Here is a 22,271-nt window from a genome sequence, read left to right as displayed (position 1 = left end):
CCCAGTGCAAGGCGCCCCGAGTCTGCTACAATGCAGCCCGTCGCGTCAAACACTGCAAGCGCCGCAGCCCCGCTAGGCTTGCCGCGCAGTGCTTCTTCCAAATTGGCGATCCAGTCCAAGGCCCTCGCGGCCCCAGACTCGACCGCAACCAGTTATGCTTGACGACCATAGCAAGGTGGACCCACTCCTTCCCATCCCGAACAGGACAGTGAAACGCCTTCGCGCCGATGATAGTGGGTGGACACCTGTGAAAGTAGGTCATCGTCAGGCTTCTATGCCTCAAAGCCCCTGCAGATAACCTCTGCAGGGGCTTTGTCTTTGGGGGGGGGGGCGCCGCGCGCCAGGCAGCGCGAGCTCCCGCAACGGCGCGTTGCCAGGCCACGCACGGGCGGCCACGGCGCGTCTCCGGACCACGCACGGGCGGCCAGACCGGCCTCCCGGCCACCCACGAAACGGCACAAGGCCGCCGCAGAAAACCGGCCCCCGCGGGATCACGTCCCCCGGGGGCCTTCGCGTTTCCGGGCGCGGAGTTCCGGACTCAGAGATCCAGCACCTGTGCGACGTAGTCCGCGTCCTTGTCGCCGCGCCCGGACAGGTTCACCAGGATGTGCCCGTCGCGCGGCAGCGTGGGGGCGGTGCGCATCGCCCAGGCGACCGCATGGGCGCTTTCCAGGGCGGGAATGATGCCTTCCACGCGCGACAGGGTCATGAAGGCATCCAGGCATTCCTGGTCGGTCACGGTGTCGTAGCGCACCCGGCCGACGTCCTTCAGATAGCTGTGCTGCGGCCCCACGCCCGGGTAGTCCAGGCCCGAGGCGATGCTGTGCACGACGTCGGGTTCGCCCTGGGCGTTTTCCAGCACGTAGCACTTCATGCCGTGGATCTGGCCGGGCTTGCCCATGCTCAGCGTGGCGGCGTGGCGCCCGGGCCGGTCGGTGCCTTCGCCGGCGGGCTCGACGCCCACCAGCCGGACCTCGGCATCGCCCAGGAAGGCGGTGAACAGGCCCATGGCGTTCGAGCCGCCGCCGACGCAGGCGCAGGCGTAGTCCGGCAGCCGGCCGTGGCGTTCCATGAACTGCTGGCGCGCCTCGCGGCCGATGACGCTCTGGAAGTCCCGCACCATCATCGGGAAGGGATGCGGGCCGACCACCGATCCGATGGCGTAGAAGTAGTCCTGGGGATTGGAGAGGTATTCCTCGAAGGCGCTGTCCACCGCTTCCTTCAGGGTGGCCGCGCCTCGCGTCACGGCGACGAGCCGGCAGCCCAGGATGCGCATCTTGGTGACGTTGGGATGTTCTTTCTCGATATCGACCTGGCCCATGTGGATTTCGCAGGGGATGCCCACCAGGGCGCAGGCGGTGGCCAGCGCCACGCCGTGCTGGCCCGCGCCGGTCTCGGCGATGACCTTTTTCTTGCCCATGAACTTCGCCAGCAGGGCCTCGCCCAGGCAGTGGTTGATCTTGTGCGCGCCGGTGTGGTTCAGGTCTTCGCGCTTGAGATGGATCTGGGCGCCGCCGAGCCGTTCGGACAGCCGCCGGGCATGGAAGATCGGGCTGGGGCGGCCGACGTAGTCGGCCAGCAGACCGGCCAGTTCCTGCTGGAAATCCTCGCGCCGGGTGATCTCGGCGTAGGCGCGGCCGATGTCGTCCATGACTTGCTTGAGGACGGGCGGGACGATCTGGCCGCCGTAGGGGCCGAAGAACCCTTCGGCGTCGGGCATGGGGGCAAACGATGAGGTCATGATCTGCAGCTCGGGTTGAAAGACTGGGTTGGAAAAGAATGGTTGCAGATCAGTTTAATCGCATCGGCCCCGCCGCGTCCGGCCCGGCGCGGCGGGGCCGAAGGATCGGAAAGGATCAGAAGAGCTTGCCGAACTGGTTGATGACCAGGTAGATCGAAAAGCCGCCGTAGAACAGCACGGCCCACAGGATGGCGACGTAGCGGGCGCCGCCCAGGCCGATGGTGCGCGGCAGCATGCAGCGGTTCAGCTGGATCAGCAGCACGGAATACACGAACATCACCAGGCCGTTGAGCGCCGAGGCGATCACCAGCAGGAGCAGCGGCTGGCTCACGCCCGAGAGCAGGATGATGGAGCCGAAGGCCACCATCAGCCACACCACCAGGAAGTACAGGCGGCTTTCCGTCCAGGTCTGGCTGTCGCGCAGCCAGTTGGTCTTGGCGATGTCCGCCACGATGCGGCCGATCATGTCCAGCACGGTCAGGTTGGTCGACAGCAGCACCACCACGCCGGTGAACCAGAAGGCCGGCCCGACCCAGGGACCGACGCGCTCGTTCAGGGTCTCGCCCAGCAGCCGCACGAAATCGAAGTTCTGCGCGGTGCTGCCGACGCCGACGTACATGTAGGCGAGCATCATGAACAGCAGGATGGCGAACAGGCCGAGCACGAAGAAGGTGACGAACTGCTCGCGGTCGGCGACTTTCCACCAGCCCTTCCAGCGCCGCAGGTTGGCTTCGTCCTGGCGGAAGAAATAGCCGATCGCCGCCTCGGTGGTTTCCTGGCCGGTGATGGGCGAGACGATCTTGGGCAGATGGGCGCCCATGCCCAGGCCCTTGTCGCGCACCCAGTTCGACTGCGCCAGGTTCATCACCCCGCCGGCCCCGGCGAAGGCGATGGCGCCCAGCAGCAGGGCGATGGGCAGCTTGCCGATGGATTCGGGGATCTTCGGGATCTCGGTCGTGAAGCCCGCCACCAGCGCGCCCCAGGTCTGGCCGTCGAGCAGCCCGACGACGATGTAGATCATGAACAGCACGATCAGGGCGACGAGGAAGAACTGGATCTTCTCGACCGTCTGGTAGACCACGGGCGAAATGGTCAGGATGATGCCGATCAGCACCAGCGAGGCGATGGTGATCGGGATGACGGCATCGGCCGACAGGCCGAAGGCGTAGGTCAGCGCCGTGGAGCTGCCCGTGGCCCAGCCGGGCCACATCCAGGGGATCACGGCCATGATGATGAACAGCCAGCTCCAGGGCTTCCACAGCCGCGTGAAGCCCGTCACCGCGGTCTCGCCGGTGGCCAGCGTGTAGCGCGTGATTTCCATGTTGAGGAAATACTGGGTCAGGATGCCGATGGTGGCCAGCCAGACCAGCGCCAGGCCCGTCTGCGTGGAAATGTACGGCCACAGCACGAATTCGCCCGAGCCGATGGACCCGGCCAGCAGAAGCACGCTGGGGCCGATGACCTTCTTCATGGGCAGCGGTTCGGGCAGGTCGCGGTAGGTGGCGGGAGGCAGATTGTGGCTGCGGATTTCGCTGGCGGCCTGGGAGGACGGGTCTGGACTGACGGCTGGATCGACCATGTGTGGGACCTCTTCGAGGTGAGGTTGTGTGCCACGATGGTCATGCGATGCAGCCATGGCCATCACCGCGCGCCTGCCGGATTCAGCGAGACGTCAGTTCATGCTAGGGGGCCGGGCGGCAATGGTCAAGATAGTCGAAGCCTAAACGAGGGTTAACCAGTATGCCGGACCGGTATTCCAGCCCGCGGTTTCGAGCCGGGATCTCGAGCCGGGATCCCAGGAGCCCGGACCGGCCGCCAGGCCGGGTCTCAGCCGGAGCTCCGCCTCAGCCGGGGCTTTGCGCCAGCAGCCGGGCGGTCTCGTGCGCCGGCAGGCCCATGACGCCGCTGTGGCTGCCCGACAGATGGACGACGAAGGCGGCCGCCCGGCCCTGGATGGCGTAGCCGCCCGCCTTGCCGAAGGGCTCGCCGCTGGCGACGTAGGCCGCGATGTCGGCGTCGGCGAGCGGCTGGAAGCGCACCGTGCTGATGCTGACCGCCTCGTGGAAGCGCCCGCCGCGCGCCAGGACCACGGCGGTGTGGACCGCGTGCTCCCGGCCGGACAGGCGGCGCAGCATGCCGGCGGCGTCGGCCGCGTCGCGCGGCTTGCCCAGCACGTCGCCGTCCAGGATGACCGTGGTGTCGGCGCAGAGGATGGGCGCGTCCCGCCATCCGGGCGGCCAGGCTTCGGGCAGCGGATCGGGCGTGCCGCCCGAGGCCAGCCAGGCGGCCGCCCGTTCGGCCTTGTCCCGCGCGGTGCGGTGCACGTAGTCGGCGGCCGGCTCGCCCGGCAGGCGGGGCTCGTCCTCGCCTGCCGGCGCGGGCACACGCAGGATGCCGTGGGGAATGGCGAGCTGGTCGAGGATCTCGTGGCGGCGGGGGCTGGCGGAGGCCAGCAGGACGAAGGGCGGCATGGCGGCTGGAACGGGTTTCGGGATGGTGGGATGCGGGCCGGAGTTCGAGCCGCGCTCAGGCCACGCGCAGGATCTTCATGCCGTTGGTGCCGCCGCTGTCGCTGTAGAAATCGCCCTTGGTCAGGATGATCCAGTCGCCCGGCCGCAGCAGGCCCCGCTGGCGCAGGATGTCGATGGCGGCCTCGCTGACCTCCGCGGGCGGCAGCGTCGCCGCGTCGAAGGGCACGGTGTAGACGCCGCGGAACAGGGCGGCGCGGCGCTGCGTGGCGGGGTGCCGCGTGTAGCAGTAGATGGGCACGCCCGAGCGGATGCGCGACATGATGAGCGGGGTGTGGCCGCTTTCGGTCAGGCTGATGATGGCCTTGATGCCGGGGAAGTGGTTGGCGGCGTACATGCTGGCCAGGGCGATGGTCTCGTCGCAGCGCGAGAAGGTCTCGCCCAGGCGGTGGTGGGATTTGATGCTGGTGGGTTCCTGTTCGGCGCCCAGGCAGATCCGCGCCATGGCCTGGACCGCCTCGACGGGGTATTGCCCCGAGGCCGATTCGGCCGACAGCATGACCGCGTCGGTGTAGTCGAGCACCGCGTTGGCGACGTCGGAGACCTCGGCGCGGGTCGGGATCGGGCTGGCGATCATGGATTCCATCATCTGGGTGGCGGTGATCACCAGCTTGTTCAGGGTGCGGGCGTGCTGGATGATGCGCTTCTGGATGCCGACGAGCCGGGCGTCGCCGATTTCCACGCCCAGGTCGCCCCGGGCCACCATCACGCCGTCGCTGGCGCGGATCAGGTCGTCCAGCGCGGCGTCGTCGGCCACGGCCTCGGCGCGCTCGATCTTGGCGATGATCCAGGCGGAGCTGCCGGCCTTGCGCACCAGCCGGCGCGCCTGCTCGATGTCGGCCCCCGCGCGGGGAAACGACACCGCCACGTAGTCCAGTTCGAGTTCGGCGGCCAGCAGGATGTCCTGGCGGTCCTTGTCGGTCAGGCTGGGCGCCGAGATGCCCCCGCCGCGCCGGTTGATGCCCTTGTTGTCGGACAGCGGCCCGCCGACTTCGACGCGCGTGTGGACGGCTTCCGTGTCCACGGATTCGACCCGCAGGATGACCCGGCCGTCGTCGAGCAGCAGTTCGTCGCCCGGGGTGCAGTCCTGGACCAATGGCGGGTATTCGATCCCCACGATGCCGGCGGTGCCGGCGTCCAGCGGGTGCCGGATGGACAGGGTGAAGGTGTCACCCGGATTCAGCATGACCGGGCCGGCGGCGAAGCGGCCGATGCGGATCTTCGGCCCCTGGAGATCGCCCATGAGGGCGATGTGGCGGTCGTGGCGGGCGGAGATCTCGCGCACCAGACGGACGCGCTCGCGGTGGTCGTCGGCGCTGCCGTGCGAGAAGTTCAGCCGGGCCACGTCCAGGCCGGCCAGGATCAGGGCTTCGATGCGTTCGGGGCTGGAGGTCGAGGGCCCCAGCGTGGCGACGATCTTGGTGCGGCGGCGGGCGGTCATGGTCGTGAGTCTCCTTTCAGTCGCGGTGGTAGGGATGGCCTGCCAGGAGGGTCCAGGCGCGGTAGAGCTGCTCGGCCAGCAGGATGCGCACCATGGGGTGCGGCAGGGTCAGGGACGAGAGCCGCAGGGTCTGGCGGGCGGTCCGTTTCAGGGCCGGGTCCAGCCCGTCGGGGCCGCCGATGACGAAGGCGACGTCGCTGCCGCCGGCCCGCCAGGCTTCCAGGTGGCCGGCCAGCTCGCGGGTCGTCAGGTCGCGGCCGTGTTCGTCGAGGACGACGCGCCAGGCCTGCGCGGGCAGGGCGGCCTCGATGCGCTGGGCCTCGGCGTGCATGAGCTGCTGGGCGGTCTTGCCGCTGGTGCGGGGCTCGGGGCGGATTTCGTGCAGCTCCAGGGCGCAGTCGCGCGGCATGCGCTTGGCGAAGTCCTGCCACGCCGCCTGGACCCAGGCCGGCATGCGGGTGCCGACGGCGTAGATCAGGAGCTTCATGGGGCGGGCCGCGCCTAGTCTTCGTCCGGCTCGCCGGGCTCGCTGGCCTGCGCCGGGCCCGTGGGCAGCAGCCGCACGCGTACCGGCTTGGCGCCCCAGATTTCTTCCAGGTTGTAGTAGGCGCGGATGGCCGGCTGCATGCAATGCACCACGATGTCGCCCAGGTCGATCAGCAGCCATTCGCCGGTGTCCTCGCCCTCGTAGGCGACGATCTGCAGGCCGTGCTTGCGGGCCTGCTCGGCCACGTGGCTGGCGATGGCGCGGGTCTGGCGGTTGGAGGTGCCGCTGGCGATGACGACGCGGTCGAACAGGCCCGTCAGGCCCGTAGTGTTGAAGACTTTGATGTCCTGGGCCTTGGCGTCCTCGAGGGCGTCGATGACGAGGCGTTGCTGTTTTTGCAGATTCATGGAGTTTCGGGGTCCAGGTAGAGCCGATGGGTTCGGATGTAGTCCAGCACGCGGGGGTCCAGCAGCGCGTCCACCGGCCGGCCGGCCGCCAGGTCCCGGCGGATCGCCGTGGCGGAAACCGGCTGCGGCGTGAAGGGAATCCGGACCAGTCCGCCCGGCGCCAGGGCCTGCGCGAGTTCGGGGGGCGGCGTGGCGGAGGTGCCGGGGCGTTCGGCCACCGCCAGGCGGACGTGCTGCAGCAGTTCGCGCCAGCGGTGCCAGGTATGGAAGTTGGCGAGCTGGTCGGAGCCCAGGATCCAGGTGTAGCGGGCCGTGGCGGGCAGGGCGGCGAGGGTGTCGATGGTGTAGGTGTCGCCCGCGCGGTGCAGCTCGATGGGATTGACGCGCAGGCCGGGGTCGCCGGCGCAGGCCAGTTCCAGCATGCGCAGCCGGTGCTCCGGCGTGGCCCCCAGGCGGCCGCGCTGCCAGGGGCGCGCGGCGGGCAGCAGTTCGACGTATTCCAGGCCCAGGGCGTCCCGGGCGGCCCGCGCCAGCGCGATGTGGACCCGGTGGACCGGGTCGAAGCTGCCGCCCAGCAGCCCGACCTGGGGGGTCACAGCCATGCGCGCGGCCGCAGATAGTCGGCCAGGGCCGATTCGGGCGATCCCGGCTCGGGCGTCCAGTCGTAGCGCCAGCGGGCGACGGGCGGCATGGACAGCAGGATGGATTCGGTGCGCCCGCCCGACTGCAGGCCGAACAGCGTGCCGCGGTCGTAGACCAGGTTGAATTCCACGTAGCGGCCGCGCCGGTAGGCCTGGAAGTCGCGTTCGCGCTCGCCGTAGGGCGTGTCGCGGCGGGCCTGGACGATGGGCGCGTAGGCCGGGATGAAGCAGTCGCCCACCGCGCGGGTGAGGGCGAAGCAGGTGTCGAAATCCGGCGCGTTCAGGTCGTCGAAGAACAGGCCGCCGACGCCGCGCGTCTCGCCCCGGTGGCGCAGCAGGAAATAATCGTCGCACCAGGCCTTGTAGCGCGGGTATTTGTCGTCCCCGAAGGGGGCGACCGCGTCGTGGCACACCTGGTGGAAGTGGCGCGCGTCGGCCTCCACCGGATAGTAGGGCGTCAGGTCCAGGCCGCCGCCGAACCAGAAGACGTCGGCGTCGCCGCCCTGGCCGTGGGCGACGAACAGGCGCACGTTCATGTGCGTGGTCGGCACGTGTGGATTGCGCGGATGCAGCACCATGGACACGCCCATGGCTTCCCAGCCGCGGCCGGCCAGCTCGGGCCGGTGGGCGCTGGCCGAGGGCGGCAGGGCGTCGCCGTGCACGTGGCTGAACAGCACGCCGGCCCGCTCGAAGACCGCGCCGTCCTCGCAATACCGGGCCACGCCGCCGCCGCCCTCCGGGCGCGTCCAGGGATCGCGGCCGAAGGCGCCGCCTTCGAGCGCTTCCAGAGACCGGACGATGCGGTCCTGGAGGTCGGAGAAGGTGTCGTGGACCAGGGAGACGGGGACGTGCATGGCGGGACCTGTGCTTCGGTGATCAGTCGTGCCGCTTGCCTGCGGCGGCCAGCGCGCGCCAGCCGATGTCGCGGCGGAACTGGCGGCCCTCGAACTGGGTCTGGTTGACGGCTTCGTAGGCGGCCTGCTGGGCGCGGCGGATGGAGTCGGCCAGCGCCGTGACGCACAGGACCCGCCCGCCGCTGGTGCGCAGGGGGCCGCCGTCGGCCGTGGTGCCGGCGTGGAAGGTGACGCGTTCGGCGGTGTCCGGGGCCAGCGCCGTGATGGGGTCGCCCTTGCGGGGGGCGTCGGGGTAGCCGGCCGCGGCCAGCACCACGCCCACGGCGGTGCGCCGGTCCCAGTCGATTCCGGCCTGGTCCAGCGTGCCGTCCACGGCGTGTTCCAGGGTCTCGGAAAAATCGTTCTTCACGCGCAGCATGATGGGCTGGGTTTCCGGGTCGCCCAGGCGGCAGTTGAATTCCAGGACCTTGAGGCTGCGGCTGGCGTCGGGGCCGGGGCCGATCATCAGGCCGGCGTAGAGGAAGCCGGTGTAGGGGATGCCGTCGTGCGCCATGCCCTGGATCGCCGGTTGGATGATTTCGCGCATGATGCGGTTGTGCAGGGCCGGGGTGACGATGGGCGCGGGCGAATAGGCGCCCATGCCGCCGGTGTTGGGTCCCGCGTCGCCGTCGAGCAGGCGCTTGTGGTCCTGGCTGGTGGCCAGCGGCAGGACGTGCTGGCCGTCGCACATGACGATGAAGCTGGCTTCTTCGCCGTCGAGGAATTCCTCGACCACCACGCGCGCGCCGGCCGCGCCGAAGGCGCCATTTTCGCCCAGCATGTGGTCGATGGCGGCCAAGGCTTCGTCCAGGTCCTGGGCCACGACCACGCCCTTGCCGGCGGCCAGGCCGTCGGCCTTGACGACGATGGGCGCGCCCTGGGTGCGGATGTAGGCGCGGGCCTCGCCGGCATCGGTGAAGGTGGCGTACGCGGCGGTGGGGATGCCGTGGCGCACCATGAAGGCCTTGGCGTAGTCCTTCGAGCTTTCCAGCTGGGCGGCGGCCCGCGTCGGCCCGAAGATGCGCAGCCCGGCGGCGCGGAAGGCGTCCACGATCCCGGCGGCCAGGGGGGCCTCGGGGCCGACCACGGTGAAGGCGATCTTTTCCCGCCGGGCGAATTCGATCAGGGCGTCGATGTCCTGCAGCGGCACGTTTTCCATCAGCGGCGCCTGCGCGGTGCCGCCGTTGCCGGGCGCGACGTAGATCTTCTGCACGCGGGGGGATTGGGACAGCCGCCAGGCCAGGGCGTGTTCGCGGCCGCCGGAGCCGATGACGAGCAGCTTCATTCGGCCTCGTCCATGACGGCGGTGGTGTAGACCTCCTGGACGTCGTCCAGGTCTTCCAGGAGGTCGATGATCTTCTGCATCCGCTCGGCGTCCTCGCCGGCGAGCTGGACCTTGGACAGGGCCTTCATGACCACGCCGTGGATCTCGGCCGTCAGGCCGGCGGCGTCGAAGGCCTGCTTCAGGCCGGCGTAGTCGCCGGGCTCGCAGGTGACCTCGATCACGCCTTCCTCGTCCGTCTGGACGTCGTCGGCGCCGTTGTCCAGGGCGATTTCCATGACCTGCTCTTCCGAGGTGCCGGGGGCGAAGATGAACTGGCCGCAGTGCTTGAACATGAACACCACGCTGCCGTCCTGACCCAGATTGCCGCCGTGCTTGGCGAGCGTGTGGCGCACTTCGGACACGGTGCGCTGGCGGTTGTCGGTCATGCAGTCGATGATCAGCGCGGCGCCGCCGATGCCGTAGCCTTCATAGCGGATTTCCTCGTAGTTGGCGCCGTCCTCGGTGCCGGCCCCGCGCTGGATGGCGCGCAGGATGTTGTCCTTGGGCATGTTGGCGGACGTGGCCTTGTCCCAGGCCAGGCGCAGGGCGGGATTGGCGTCGGGGTCGGGGCCGCCGGCACGGGCGGCCACGGTGATTTCACGGATGATCTTCGTCCAGAGCTTGCCGCGCTTGGCGTCCTGACGCCCTTTGCGGTGCTGGATGTTTGCCCATTTGCTGTGTCCGGCCATGATGTGTGGAGTTCTAGAGGAAGCGTTCAACGAACCCTGGATTTTAGCGCCTTGGGCGGATTCAGTCTGCGGCGCCGCCCTGGATCGGCTCGCCGGAGATGCCGGTCAGCCCGAACGGGACGGCGGCGGCGTGGACGGCCATCGTGGCCTGGCGGGAATTCATGCTAGTCTGGTCCGGTGTCGAACAGTCGGGTCCCGGCGGGGCCGGAGGTGTCCATCGTGGAAAAAACGGAGAAGGCCCGGGCGATCCTCGTCCATGAGCATGGCGGCCCGGAATGCATGCGGCTGGAAGAAGTGGACGTCCCGCCTCCCGCGCCGCACGAGGTGCGCATCCGCCAGAAGGCGGTCGGCCTGAATTTCATCGACATCTATTGTCGCACGGGGCTGTATCCGAACCCGCTGCCGCACGGCCTGGGGTTCGAGGCCGCCGGCGTGGTCGAGTCGGCGGGGACCGAGGTGCGCCACCTGCGCGCGGGCGACCGCGTGGCCTACGGCCAGGGCCCCATCGGCGCCTACGCGGAGCTGCGCAACGTGCCGGCCGACCGGGTGGTGAGGATCCCCGACGGCGTGGGCTTCGAGCAGGCCGCCGCGCTGATGCTCAAGGGCCTGACGGTGCAGTACCTGTTCCGCCAGACCTACCGGCTGCAGGGCAACGAGACGATCCTGTTCCATGCCGCCGCGGGCGGCGTGGGCCTGATCGCCTGCCAGTGGGCCCGCGCGCTGGGCGTGCGCCTGATCGGCACCGCGTCCACCCCGGAAAAGGCGGCGCTGGCGCGCCGCCACGGCGCCTGGGAAGTGATCGACTCCTCGCGGGAAGACATCGTTGCCCGGGTCAAGGAACTGACCGAAGGGCGCAAGGTCCCGGTGGTCTACGACGGCGTGGGCAGGAGCACCTGGGAAATCTCGCTGGACTGCCTGCAGCCGCGCGGCCTGATGGTCAGCTTCGGCAATGCGTCCGGCCCGGTCGAAGGCGTGAACCTGGGCGTGCTGGCGGCCAAGGGCTCGCTGTACGTCACCCGGCCGACGCTGGCGACCTACGCGGCCACCGCCCAGGCCATGCAGGCCGCCGCCACCGAGCTGTTCGATCTGGTGGCGGCCGGCAAGCTGGACATCGTCATCGGCCAGCGCTTCACCCTGGCGCAGGCCGCGCAGGCGCACGAGGCGCTGAATGCGCGCGCCACGGCCGGCGCGACGGTGCTGACGCTGGACTGAGGCCGCCGAGAGGCCGCCCTGGGCCGCACCGGGCCCGCCGGGTCGAAGGCCGCGCGGGCCGCTCCGGCCGGCCCGGCGCGGGCCGGATCAGGCTTCCTGGTGGTAGCGCTGCAGGCGCTCGACTTCCTCGCGCGAGCCCAGGATCACGCCGACGCGCTGGTGCAGGGCCTCGGGCTGGATGTCCAGGATGCGGCCGGCGCCGTCGACGGCGCGCCCGCCCGCCTGCTCGACCAGGAAGCTCATGGGATTGGCCTCGTACATCAGGCGCAGCTTGCCCTTGCGCCCGGATGCGCGGGCGTCGCGCGGGTACATGAAGACCCCGCCGCGCGTCAGGATGCGGTGCACGTCGGCCACCATGGACGCGATCCAGCGCATGTTGTAGTTCTTGCCCAGGGGGCCGGTCTCGCCCTGCAGGCATTCGTCGATGTAGCGGCGCACGGGCGCTTCCCAGTGCCGCATGTTGGACATGTTGATGGCGAATTCGGCGGTCTGCTCGGGCAGGCGGATGTTCTCGTGCGTCAGCAGCCAGGACCCCATCTCGCGGTCCAGCGTGAAGCCCATGACGCCCGCGCCCACGGTCAGCACCAGCATGGTCTGCGGGCCGTAGACGGCGTAGCCGGCGGCGACCTGGCGGGTGCCGGGCTGCAGGAAGTCGGCTTCGGCGATTTCCCGGCCGGCGGCTTCGGCGGGCGCCTGCAGCACGGAGAAGATCGTGCCGATGGAGACGTTCACGTCGATGTTCGAGGAGCCGTCCAGGGGGTCGAACAGCAGCAGGTTCTGGCCCTTGGGGTAGTGGTTGGGAATGCGGTGGATGGTCTGCATTTCCTCGGAGGCCATGGCCGCCAGGTTGCCGCCCCATTCGTTGGCTTCCAGCAGGATCTCGTTGGACAGCACGTCGAGCTTCTTCTGCACCTCGCCCTGGACGTTTTCAGTGCCCAGGCTGCCGAGCACGCCGCCCAGCGCCCCCTTGCTGACGGCGTGGCTGATCGCTTTGCAGGCGCGCGACACGGTTTCGATCAGCAGGCGGACGTCGGCCGAGACGGCCTTGTGTTCGCGCTGCTGTTCGACCAGGTACTGGGTCAAGGTCTTGTATTTCAAGGTGGCTCCCTGAAGAAAATGGAATCAGTAAATGTTTGTTGTAGCGCTGCGTGGGCTGTGCCTACTGGCGTCCGCCTCGCGGCCTGCATGCCGCTCGGATTCGCCCGGCATGGGCAGTCCATGAGGACCGCCCCATGTCCGGGCCCATCCCGGCGGCAAAACGGCGGCAAAAGGACATGCTAAGTGGCAAGTGCTTTTGAAACGATTTCCCGGACGTTGCGCGACAGGCCCGGGGCGTCGAGCACGCGCCGCAGGGCGGCCTGCATGCCGGCGCGGGCGACGGGCTCGTGGCGCGCCCAGTTGTCGAAGGCGCGCGACAGCCGCGCGGCGACTTCCGGGTTCAGGGCGTCGAGCGCCAGCACCTGCTCGGCCCAGAAGTCGTAGCCTTCCGGGGTGTGCAGGTTGCCGGGGTTGTCCAGGCAGAAGCGGAAGACGACGGCGCGCGCGCGGTTGGGATTGCGCAGCGAGAAGTCGGGCAGGGCCATCAGGGCGCGCACGCCGGCCACCGTGCAGCCGGGCGCGCCCGCCTGGGCGCCGAACCAGCGGTCCAGCACCAGCGGGTCGTCGCGCCAGCGCGCATGGAAGTCGGCCAGCGGCCCAGCGGCATCCTGCGGCGCATGCTGCAGCAGGGCCGTCAGCGCGCCCAGGCTTTCGGTCATGTTGCGCGCCTGGCGGTATTGCGCCAGGGCCAGCTCGACGGCGCCCGGCGCCTGGCCGGCCAGCAGGTTGTCCAGCGCCAGGTTGCGCAGCGCGCGGCGCCCGGACGAGACCGGGTCGGGCGAATAGGGGCCGCCGTCGTCGGCCAGGGCGTCGTAGGCGGCGCGCCAGGCATCGGCCAGCCGTGCGCCCAGCGCCTGCCGGGTACGGGTCCAGGCCGCCACCGCGGCCTGCGGATCCATGGGCTCGCCGCGGTCGATGACCTCGCGCAGAGCGGGCAGGGCCAGCAGCCGCGCCTGGTAGGCGGGCGACAGTCGTTCGTCTTTCAGCGCGGCGCGCCAGATCTCCAGCAGCGTGTCCAGCGCCGGCTGCGGGCCGCCGGAGCGGCCGGCCTCGATGCAGGCCTGCAGGTGGCGGTGGGCGGTTTCCTGGACCGCGTCCCAGCGGGCGAAGGGGTCCGGATCGCGGCGCGCCAGCAGGGCCAGGTCGTCGGCCGTGCGGTCGGTTTCCAGGATGACGGGGGCGGAAAAGCCGCGCAGCAGCGACAGGACGGGTGCGCGCGGGATGTCCGTCAGGGTCCAGGTGCCGCTCGCCTCGCGCAGTTCCAGGACCACGGTGTCGCGCGCTTCGCCTTCCCACTGGATGGGCATGGAGCGGCCGTCCGCGTCGATCAGGCCGATGGCCAGGGGAATGTGCAGGGGCGGTTTTTCGGGCGGCGGGGATTGCCGGGCCTCCAGGCCCGCCGGCGCGCAGCGCTGCTCCAGGGTGATGCGGCAGGCGCGGGCGGCGGGGTCGTAGTGCGAGCGCACCCGCACGCGCGGGGTGCCGGCCTGCTCGTACCAGCGCCGGAAGACGGAGAAATCCTGGCCCGGGTGCCGTTGCGCGTAGATGGATTCCATGGCATCGACGAAGTCGTCGCAGGTCACCGCCTGGCCGTCGTGGCGGCGGAAGTATTCGTCCATGCCGGCGCGGAACCCGTCCTCGCCGAGCAGAGTGTGCTGCATGCGGATGACTTCGGCGCCTTTCTCGTAGACCGTGGCGGTGTAGAAATTGCCGATCTCCTGGTAGCTGTCGGGCCGGATGGGGTGCGCCATGGGGCCGGCGTCCTCGGGGAACTGCGCCAGCCGCAGGGTGTGCACGTCGTCGATGCGCTTGACGGCGCGGGCGCTGGCGGCCTCGGCGGGCGGCAGGCCCGCGGCCAGCATGTCGGCGGAGAATTCCTGGTCGCGGAAGACCGTCAGGCCTTCCTTCAGGGACAGCTGGAACCAGTCGCGGCAGGTCACGCGGTTGCCGGTCCAGTTGTGGAAGTATTCGTGGCCGATCACGGCCTCGATGCCGCGGTAGGCGGCGTCCGTGGCGGTGGCGGGGTCGGCCAGGACGTAGGCGGCGTTGAAGATGTTCAGGCCCTTGTTTTCCATCGCGCCCATGTTGAAGTCGCGCGCCGCCACCACCATGAAGCGGTCCAGGTCCAGTTCCAGGCCGAAGCGCCGCTCGTCCCAGTGCAGGGCGTTGGCCAGGCAGTCCAGCGCCCAGCGGGTCTGCTCGCGGTAGCCCTTGTCGCTGTAGACCTGCAGCAGCACTTCGCGGCCGCTGCGGGTGGTCTCGGTGCGCTCGATGCAGTCGAAGTCGCCGGCCACCAGGGCGAACAGGTAGCAGGGCTTGGGATGGGGGTCGCGCCAGAGGGCCTGGTGGCGGCCGTCCGGCAGGCCGGCCTGCTCGATCAGGTTGCCGTTGGACAGCAGCAGCGGATAGGCGGCCGGGTCGGCGCGCAGCAGGACCTCGAAGCGCGCCATCACGTCGGGCCGGTCCGGGAACCAGGTGATGCGGCGAAAGCCCTGGGCCTCGCACTGGGTGAAGAGCTTGTCGCCCGAGACGTACAGGCCCATCAGGGTGGTGTTCTCTGCCGGGCGGCACAGGCTGACGATGCCGATGGTGAAGGGCTTGCCGTGGCCCGGCGGGACCAGGCTGAGCGTGTCGTCGGCCAGCTGGTATTCGTCGGCGGCCAGCGGCCGGCCGTCGAGGCGGACCTCGACCAGCTCCAGGTCCTCGCCCTGCAGCACCAGCGGGGTGCCGGGCGCGGTGCCGGGGGCGGGCTCGAAGCGCAGTTCGGAGCGCACCCGGGTGGATTCCGCCGCCAGGTCGAATTCCAGCCGGACCCGGGGCAGCCGGTAGGGGTAGGGGACGTAGTCCTGGCGGAAGATGGTGGGGGCGGTATCCGTGCGCATGGTCTGTTCCGAAAGCGGTTTCGTGCCCTCATTGTAGTCGGCCCGCCGCGTCCGTCCCCGCCTGTATCGGAGTGCAACGGCCGGCTTCTCGCGCGGCGCGGCTGCGCCTATGATGGCTGATATGACCGGCTGCGGCGCGGACCGCGAAAATGGGGCCGCGTGAATGGGCCGCGTGAATGGTTTCGCGCCGGACGGGTTTTTGGAATCGGAATGGGATGTGCGATGAAGGACGGTGGCCTGGGCGGGATGCAGAGGGGGCGCGGATGGATCCGGTGGTTTTCCGGATTATGTCTGGCGCTGTTGCTGGGCGGATGCGCCTCGGTGTTTTCCGCGCAGGTCACGCGCTATCAGCAGTGGCCGGAAAACGCCCAGGGGGCCAGCTACTGGATCGCGGCCGACGAGACGCAGCGCAATAATCTGCAGTTTCAGACGTACGCCGACACGGTGCGTGCCGCCCTGGGGCCGACCGGACTGGTCGAGGCCCATGCGGAAGCCCAGGCGCGTTTCACGGTGCATATCGAATACGGCAGCCCGCGCGAGCGCGAATGGCGCCAGGAATTCGTCGATCCCTACATGTATCCGGGCTTCTACGGGCCTTATGTCGGGTTTCATCATCCCCGCTGGGCCTGGGGGATGGGGCCGGCGATCCAGACCGTCGCGGTGGACGTGTATCGCATGACCCTGTCCGTGCGCATCGACGACCGGACGCAGCAGGGGCGCGAGGTCTATCGCGCCACGGCGGTGGCGTCCAGCCGGCAGGATCAGCTGGGCGCCGCCATGCCGTATCTGGCGCGCGCCATTTTCGACCGCTTCCCCGGCCGCAATGGCCAGGTCGTCGAGGTGCGGTATCCTGTGCAGTGAATCCGCTCAGGCGGATTCGGCGGCGATCAGGAAGGATTCGCGCGGGGTGCCGGCGGCTTCCGCATCGGTGATCCAGCGCGGCGCCTTGCCGCGGCCCGTCCAGGTGGCCTGGGTTTCGGGATGGCGGTATTTCGGCGCGACCACGCGCTTGGTGGCGGTGGCGGCCTTGCGCGGCGAGGCGACGCGTGCGCGGCTGGCCGGCTTGCGGCTGAAGGCCGCGGCGATTTCTTCCGGACTGATGTCGTATTCACGCATCGAACGCACGATCGCGGCGATCTTGGGCTGGCGCTGTTTGGCCTGCAGCGACTGAATCCTTTTCTGGATCTTGGCCATTTCTTTTTCGAGGCGGGATTTTTCGGTGTTATAGCTGGTACGGGTCATTCATGGCTCCGTTCGTGGTCGATCGATATGGCGGGATTCAAAAGAACCGGCATTTGAATACTGGCGAGTGATTTTAAACTTATTTCAGGCAATGTGCGCGACGCATTCCATTTCGAGGTGTGACCATGGCGCGGCATTCATTCGATAATCGGGAGCATTCATGAGCGGTCAGGACCATTCGATGGCGGTCGCGGCGGTGCAGATGGTATCCGGGATGGAGGTGGCGGATAATCTGGAGCAGGCGGCGCTGGGGATCGGGGATGCCGTCTCCGGCGGCGCGGCGCTGGTGGCGCTGCCGGAATATTTCTGTTTCATGGGCCGCCGGGATACGGATAAACTGCCGCTCGCCGAAACGCCGGGCGACGGGCCGATCCAGGCGTTTCTTTCGGACCAGGCGCGGCGCCACGGCATCTGGCTGGTGGGCGGCACGCTGCCCCTGCGCAGTCCCGACGCGGACCGCGTCCATAACACGTGCCTGGTTTACGATCCCCAGGGCCGGGCGTGCGCGCGCTACGACAAGATCCATCTGTTCGGTTTTCAGCGCGGCGAGGAATCCTACGACGAATCCCGCGCCATCCGTCCCGGCGACGGGCCTCCGCCGGTATTCGACATGCCGTTCGGCCGCACCGCCCTGGGCATTTGCTACGACCTGCGTTTCCCCGAATTCTTCCGCGCCCAGGGCGACGTGCGTCTGATGGTGCTGCCCGCCGCTTTTACCTGGACCACGGGTTCGGTACACTGGGAAGTCCTGCTGCGCGCGCGGGCCATCGAGAACCAGTGCTACGTGCTGGCCAGCGCCCAGGGCGGCACGCATGCCAACGGCCGGCGCACCTGGGGTCATTCGATGCTGATCGATCCCTGGGGCGAAATCCTGGATTGCGTGCCCGAAGGCCCGGGCGTGGCCGCGGGCACGCTGGACGCGGATCGCCTGGCGGCGGTGCGGGAATCCCTGCCCGCGCTGCGCCACCGGGTCCTGTGAATGCGAAACGCAAAAAAAGGCCGCGCGCGGGCGCGGCGCGACGATCGATTGATGAATGGTGTCAGATGAAAATTGTTGAACCGGGCCTGGATGCCCTGAATACCGCCCGGACATTATTGCTGGAACCCTGGGGATTGGACGAATCCCATCTGGCGCGCGCACTGTCCGATATCCACAGCCACCGGGTCGATTATGCCGACCTGTATTTCCAATACAGCTGCTCGGAAGGCTGGAGCCTGGAAGAAGGCATCGTCAAGACCGGCAGTTTCTCCATCGACCAGGGCGTGGGCGTGCGGGCCGTGAGCGGCGAGAAAACCGCCTTCGCCTATTCCGACAGCCTGTCGCCGCAGGCGCTGATGTCCTCGGCCGCGGCGGTGCGCACCATCGCGCGCCAGGGCGCGGGCCGCTGCCGCGTCGACGGCGGGGTCGATACGCCGCACCATCTGTACGCGGCCGTCAATCCCGTGGACTCGATGTCCGCCCCGGACAAGGTGGCCCTGCTGGAGCGGGTCGAACGCATGGCCCGCGCCGCCGACCCGGAGATCATCCAGGTCATGGCCGGGCTGGCGGCCGAGTACGACGTCATCCTGGTGGCCGGCAGCGACGGCCGCCTGGTGGCCGACGTGCGCCCGCTGGTGCGCCTGTCCCTGACCGTCATCGCGGAACGCAAGGGACGGCGGGAAATGGGCCACGGCGGCGGGGGCGGCCGCACCGGCCTGGCCTATTTCACCGACGAGATCCTGCGCGGCTACGTGGAGCGCGCGGTACACGAGGCGCGCGTCAATCTCGAAGCCCGGCCGGCGCCGGCGGGCCAGATGACGGTGGTGCTGGGTTCGGGCTGGCCCGGCATCCTGCTGCACGAGGCGGTCGGCCACGGCCTGGAAGGCGATTTCAACCGCAAGGGCTCCAGCGTGTTTTCCGGCCGCATCGGCGAGCGCGTGGCCTCGCGCGGCGTCACGGTGGTGGACGACGGCACGCTGGCCGACCGGCGCGGCTCGCTGAACGTGGACGACGAGGGCCATCCCACCCAGCGCAACGTCCTGATCGAGGACGGCATCCTGCGCGGCTACATGCAGGATTCCATGAACGCCCGGCTGATGAAGCAGGCCCCCACCGGCAACGGCCGGCGCGAATCCTACGCGCACCTGCCCATGCCGCGCATGACCAACACCTACATGCTGGCCGGGCGCGACGACCCCAAGGACATCATCGCCTCGGTGGACCGCGGCCTGTACGCCGTCAACTTCGGTGGCGGCCAGGTGGACATCACCAGCGGCAAGTTCGTGTTCTCGGCGTCCGAGGCCTACCTGATCGAGAACGGCCGCGTCACCCATCCCGTCAAGGGCGCCACGCTGATCGGCAGCGGCCCCGAGGCCATGGGCCGCATCGGCATGATCGGCAACGACCTGGCCCTGGATTCGGGGGTGGGCACCTGCGGCAAGGAAGGCCAGAGCGTGCCCGTGGGCGTGGGCATGCCGACCCTGCGCATCGACGGCCTGACCGTCGGCGGCACGGCGTAGTCCGGGCCTTTTCGCCGCTCCGCCGCCCGCAAGCGGCGAGGTGGGCGCAAGTCGCGGCGTGAGGGGGGTTCAGGCCGCGCGGCCGAACACCTGACGCAGGTAGGCCAGGAACGTCTCGTCGGTGCAATGGACCTTGCCGGGGCTGTCGGGCAGCTTGGCGGTCGGCATGCCGTTGCAGTGGAACAGCTTCATGACGATGTTCAGCGGCATGGGGCCCAGGTCGTTGGTCAGGTTGGTGCCGATGCCGAAGGCCGGCTGCACCCGGTCGGCGAAGTGGCGGTACAGCGCCAGCGTGCGCGGCAGGTCCAGCCCGTCGGAAAACACGAAGCGCTTGCCCGCCGGATCGACGCGCAGCGTCCGGTAATGGGCGATCGCCCGTTCGCCCCAGGCGATCGGGTCGCCCGAATCGTGGCGCAGGCCGTCGAACAGCTTGGCGAAATACAGGTCGAAGTCCGCCAGGAAGGCGTCCATGCCGACCACGTCGGTCAGGGCGATGCCCAGGTCGCCGCGGTATTCCTGCACCCAGTCCTCCAGCGCGGCGCGCTGGAAATCGCGCAGCCGCACCTTGCCGAAGGCCTGGTAGGACTGCAGGTATTCGTGCGCCATTGTGCCCACCGGCACCAGACCCAGCGCGCGCGCCAGCGCGACGTTCGATGTGCCGGTGACGAACTGCGGCACCGCCTGGCGCAGGGCCGTCACCACCTCGGTCTGCCAGGCGCGGGAAAACCGCCGCCGCAGGCCGAAATCCGAGATCAGCAGGGGAAAGCGCCGCGCCGGCTCGCGGCCGAAATCCCGCAGCAGGGCGATCTTGTCCTGCAGTCGCCGGCGTCCCTCCGCCAGCACGTCCGGCGTCTGGTGGCGGCGGAAATACAGCTCGTTGACGATCGCCAGGACGAAGACCTCGAAGGCCATCACGTGGACCTGCGGGCCTTGCGCCACGATGTCCAGCGCGTCGCCGCGGGTCGAGACGCGGATGAAATGGCGCTGGAAGTGGAACAGCGACAGGAAATCGACGAAATCGGACTTGATGTAGCGCAGCCCGCGCAGGTAATCGAGCTCTTCGGGCTGGAAGCGCAGGGCGCAGAGGTGGTCCAGCTGCCGCTCGATCTCCGGCGCCAGCGCCGCCAGCGGATATTCCGGACGGTCGCGGCAGATGAAGCGGTATTCGGCCTGCGCGGCCGGATGGCGGTGCAGCATGGCCTGCCACATCGTGAACTTGTACAGATCGGTATCCAGCAGGGATTCGATCACGGGAACGAAGGATTCGGTCGGCATGCCCGGGCGGCCTTGAGGGGTGGACGATTCGGTCCATGTTAGCGGATTTCAAACGAACCATTCCGGCGCCGCCGCGGGCCATGCGCGCCCACGTCCAGGCGGCGGCCGATGACCGAAAAAATACCGGACAAAGAAAAAGCGGCTTTGCGAAATGCCCGCAAAGCCGCTTGAATCCTGGTGCCGGCTAGAGGAGTCGAACCCCCGACCTTCTCATTACGAATGAGCTGCTCTACCAACTGAGCTAAGCCGGCGACGGCGGGTGCATGAGGCACCCCGCCGATCTGGCGGCAAAGCAAATTCTTGCTCACCACCAAAGCCAGCCATTGTACATGATTTTTTCTGCGATTTGGAAGGCGACAGGCGACGGCAAGTGGCGGCATGGCGCCAAAATCCGCCCCCCCGGATGCCGTCCTCATGGGATGCCGTCATAATATCCGCATCGAACATCTCGCAGAACGAGGCCGGAATGAGCTGGATCCAGGGATTGATGGTGGCGGCGGCCGTGCTGCCGTACGGGGCCGCGGTGGCGGCCAAGGTGGGCGGACGCAGGTTCGACAACGACGATCCGCGCCCCTGGCTGGCCGCCCAGCAGGGCTGGCGGGCGCGCGCCAACGCGGCGCAGGCGAATCTGTTCGAGGGCCTGCCGTTCTTCTATGCCGCGGTGCTGTACGCCCTGTACGCCGGGGCGCAGCCGGAGCGGCTGGCAGGCCTGATGGGCGCCTGGGTGGCGCTGCGGGTGCTGTACGTGCTGGCCTACATCCTGGGGCGCGGCACGGTGCGCTCGCTCATCTGGGGAGCCGCTCTGGCGGTGAATCTGGCGATTCTGTGGGCCTGATGTCCCGCAGCCCCTGCTGGTGCTGGGCCACCGCGTCGGGGAACAGGTCCCAGCAGGCGATGAACAGCGCGGCGAACAGCGGTCCGATGACGAAGCCGTTCAGGCCGAACACCGACAGGCCCCCCAGGGTGGAGATCAGCACCACGTAGTCGGGCAGCTTGGTGTCCTTGCCCACCAGGATGGGGCGCAGCAGGTTGTCCAGCAGCCCGATGACCAGCACGCCGAACAGGATCAGGACGACGCCCTCCCACAGGGCGCCGGTGACCAGGAAATAGATGGCGACCGGCACCCAGATGAGCGAGGCGCCCACCGCCGGCAGCAGGGACAGGAAGGCCATCATCACCCCCCAGAACAGCGAGCCCTGGATGCCCAGGAAGGCGAACATCAGGCCGCCCAGCAGGCCCTGGGTGGCGGCGATGACGATGTTGCCCTTGACCGTGGCGCGCACCACCGTGGCGAATTTCTGGAACAGGCCGTGGCGGTGCGAGTCTTCCAGGGGGATCAGGCGCTTGAGCTTGGGCACGATGGCGGCCCCGTCGCGCAGCAGGAAGAACAGCAGGTACAGCATGATGCCCAGGCCGACCACGAACTGGAAGGTGTTCTGGCCGATGTTGACGGCCTGCTTGGCGAGGAACTGGCTGGCCTGCAGGGCGCCGGTGGACAGTTTCTCGCGGATGCTGAGCAGGTCGCCCACGCCGAAGGAATCCAGCCAGCCGTGCACGGAGGGCGGCAGGGCGCCGACGATCTGCTCGTAGTAGACGCCCAGGTTCAGCTGGCCGGAATTGATGCGCGTGTACAGCCCGGCGACCTCGTTGGCGAGGGCGCCGGCGATGAACAGCATCGGCAGGATCACGATCAGGGTGATGCACAGCACCGTGAGGAAGGCCGCCAGGCTGGGGCTGTTCCCGCCCACGGCGCGCAGCAGGCGCCGGTACAGGGGACGGAAGATCACCGCCAGTACGCCGCCCCAGAAGATCGCCGGGTAGAAGGGCAGCAGGATGCTGATGAAGGCGATCGAGACGGCGGCCAGCAGCAGCAGGAAACTACGGAAGTGCAGGGTGGGCATGATCGGGCAGG

Annotated in this window: 20 protein-coding genes, 1 tRNA gene and 1 rRNA gene; 6 read left to right on the top strand and 16 right to left on the bottom strand. The window is 69.0% G+C overall.

Annotation, left to right across the window (positions count from 1 at the left end; all coding sequences use genetic code 11):
- Positions 1-157: 157 nt before the first annotated feature.
- Positions 158-270: ribosomal RNA gene (gene rrf, locus BN940_RS11820) — 5S ribosomal RNA — on the top strand.
- Positions 271-538: 268 nt separating this feature from the next.
- Here rrf and trpB read toward each other — a convergent pair.
- From trpB to BN940_RS11770, 10 genes are all read right to left on the bottom strand, one after another.
- Positions 539-1,741, bottom strand: a complete 1,203-nt coding sequence (trpB, locus tag BN940_RS11815; protein WP_043683305.1) for a tryptophan synthase subunit beta — start codon at positions 1,739-1,741, stop codon at positions 539-541.
- 115 nt (positions 1,742-1,856) lie between these two features.
- The gene (locus BN940_RS11810; RefSeq protein ID WP_043683303.1) at positions 1,857-3,320 is read right to left on the bottom strand and encodes an Nramp family divalent metal transporter; all 1,464 of its coding nucleotides are present in this window, start codon (positions 3,318-3,320) and stop codon (positions 1,857-1,859) included.
- 265 nt (positions 3,321-3,585) lie between these two features.
- Positions 3,586-4,212, bottom strand: coding sequence for a Maf family protein (locus BN940_RS11805; protein ID WP_043683300.1), 627 nt, complete (start codon positions 4,210-4,212; stop codon positions 3,586-3,588).
- Positions 4,213-4,267: 55 nt separating this feature from the next.
- On the bottom strand, positions 4,268-5,710 hold the full coding sequence (gene pyk / locus BN940_RS11800) for a pyruvate kinase (protein WP_043683297.1): 1,443 nt from the start codon (positions 5,708-5,710) through the stop codon (positions 4,268-4,270).
- Positions 5,711-5,726: 16 nt separating this feature from the next.
- Positions 5,727-6,197 (bottom strand): 23S rRNA (pseudouridine(1915)-N(3))-methyltransferase RlmH, encoded by a 471-nt coding sequence (gene rlmH, locus BN940_RS11795; RefSeq protein WP_043683295.1) that lies wholly within the window; start codon positions 6,195-6,197, stop codon positions 5,727-5,729.
- A 14-nt stretch (positions 6,198-6,211) separates the two neighbouring features.
- Entirely contained in the window at positions 6,212-6,604 is a 393-nt protein-coding gene (gene rsfS / locus BN940_RS11790) for a ribosome silencing factor (protein ID WP_043683292.1), read from the bottom strand.
- A complete protein-coding gene (gene nadD / locus BN940_RS11785) occupies positions 6,601-7,206 on the bottom strand; it encodes a nicotinate (nicotinamide) nucleotide adenylyltransferase (protein WP_043683289.1) in 606 nt (201 codons plus the stop codon). Before nadD ends, rsfS begins: the two co-directional genes overlap by 4 nt.
- A complete protein-coding gene (gene hemF, locus BN940_RS11780) occupies positions 7,197-8,099 on the bottom strand; it encodes an oxygen-dependent coproporphyrinogen oxidase (protein ID WP_043683287.1) in 903 nt (300 codons plus the stop codon). Before hemF ends, nadD begins: the two co-directional genes overlap by 10 nt.
- A gap of 22 nt (positions 8,100-8,121) precedes the next feature.
- Entirely contained in the window at positions 8,122-9,423 is a 1,302-nt protein-coding gene (purD, locus tag BN940_RS11775; RefSeq protein ID WP_043683284.1) for a phosphoribosylamine--glycine ligase, read from the bottom strand.
- Complete coding sequence (locus BN940_RS11770) at positions 9,420-10,151, bottom strand: YebC/PmpR family DNA-binding transcriptional regulator (RefSeq protein WP_043683283.1); 732 nt, start codon at positions 10,149-10,151, stop codon at positions 9,420-9,422. Before BN940_RS11770 ends, purD begins: the two co-directional genes overlap by 4 nt.
- A 219-nt stretch (positions 10,152-10,370) precedes the next feature.
- Between BN940_RS11770 and BN940_RS11765 the strand changes: the two genes are divergently transcribed.
- A complete protein-coding gene (locus BN940_RS11765; protein ID WP_043687026.1) occupies positions 10,371-11,363 on the top strand; it encodes a quinone oxidoreductase family protein in 993 nt (330 codons plus the stop codon).
- An 87-nt stretch (positions 11,364-11,450) separates the two neighbouring features.
- Here the strand turns inward: BN940_RS11765 and BN940_RS11760 are convergent, their stop codons facing one another.
- Positions 11,451-12,461, bottom strand: a complete 1,011-nt coding sequence (locus BN940_RS11760; protein WP_043683281.1) for a class 1 fructose-bisphosphatase — start codon at positions 12,459-12,461, stop codon at positions 11,451-11,453.
- Positions 12,462-12,640: 179 nt separating this feature from the next.
- Entirely contained in the window at positions 12,641-15,343 is a 2,703-nt protein-coding gene (pepN, locus tag BN940_RS11755) for an aminopeptidase N (protein ID WP_043683278.1), read from the bottom strand.
- 321 nt (positions 15,344-15,664) lie between these two features.
- Here pepN and BN940_RS11750 point away from each other — a divergent pair, with 321 nt between their 5' ends.
- Entirely contained in the window at positions 15,665-16,204 is a 540-nt protein-coding gene (locus BN940_RS11750) for a DUF4136 domain-containing protein (protein WP_158386289.1), read from the top strand.
- Between the two features lie 6 nt (positions 16,205-16,210).
- On the opposite strand, the gene BN940_RS11745 is transcribed toward BN940_RS11750, so the two are convergent.
- Positions 16,211-16,585 carry an H-NS histone family protein gene (locus BN940_RS11745; RefSeq protein WP_043683276.1) on the bottom strand — a complete coding sequence of 125 codons (375 nt, stop codon included), beginning with the start codon at positions 16,583-16,585 and terminating at the stop codon, positions 16,211-16,213.
- A gap of 160 nt (positions 16,586-16,745) precedes the next feature.
- Between BN940_RS11745 and BN940_RS11740 the strand changes: the two genes are divergently transcribed.
- On the top strand, positions 16,746-17,564 hold the full coding sequence (locus BN940_RS11740) for a carbon-nitrogen hydrolase family protein (protein ID WP_043683274.1): 819 nt from the start codon (positions 16,746-16,748) through the stop codon (positions 17,562-17,564).
- Between the two features lie 65 nt (positions 17,565-17,629).
- Complete coding sequence (tldD, locus tag BN940_RS11735; protein WP_043683271.1) at positions 17,630-19,084, top strand: metalloprotease TldD; 1,455 nt, start codon at positions 17,630-17,632, stop codon at positions 19,082-19,084.
- A gap of 69 nt (positions 19,085-19,153) precedes the next feature.
- On the opposite strand, the gene pncB is transcribed toward tldD, so the two are convergent.
- Together pncB and BN940_RS11725 are read right to left on the bottom strand one after the other, a co-directional pair.
- Positions 19,154-20,359 carry a nicotinate phosphoribosyltransferase gene (gene pncB / locus BN940_RS11730; protein WP_043683269.1) on the bottom strand — a complete coding sequence of 402 codons (1,206 nt, stop codon included), beginning with the start codon at positions 20,357-20,359 and terminating at the stop codon, positions 19,154-19,156.
- Positions 20,360-20,534: 175 nt separating this feature from the next.
- A tRNA-Thr gene (locus BN940_RS11725) sits at positions 20,535-20,610 on the bottom strand.
- A gap of 215 nt (positions 20,611-20,825) precedes the next feature.
- Here BN940_RS11725 and BN940_RS11720 point away from each other — a divergent pair.
- Complete coding sequence (locus BN940_RS11720) at positions 20,826-21,194, top strand: MAPEG family protein (RefSeq protein ID WP_043683266.1); 369 nt, start codon at positions 20,826-20,828, stop codon at positions 21,192-21,194.
- Here BN940_RS11720 and BN940_RS11715 read toward each other — a convergent pair.
- The gene (locus BN940_RS11715) at positions 21,145-22,260 is read right to left on the bottom strand and encodes an AI-2E family transporter (RefSeq protein WP_084330661.1); all 1,116 of its coding nucleotides are present in this window, start codon (positions 22,258-22,260) and stop codon (positions 21,145-21,147) included. The two genes, BN940_RS11720 and BN940_RS11715, sit on opposite strands and share 50 nt — an antisense overlap.
- Between the last annotated feature and the right edge of the window lie 11 nt (positions 22,261-22,271).

It is taken from the genome of Castellaniella defragrans 65Phen (assembly GCF_000612685.1).
GTDB classification, from domain to species: Bacteria; Pseudomonadota; Gammaproteobacteria; order Burkholderiales; family Burkholderiaceae_B; genus Castellaniella; species Castellaniella defragrans.
The sequence above is the reverse complement of the archived record's forward strand: the minus strand, read 5'-3'. Positions and strand labels throughout refer to the sequence as shown.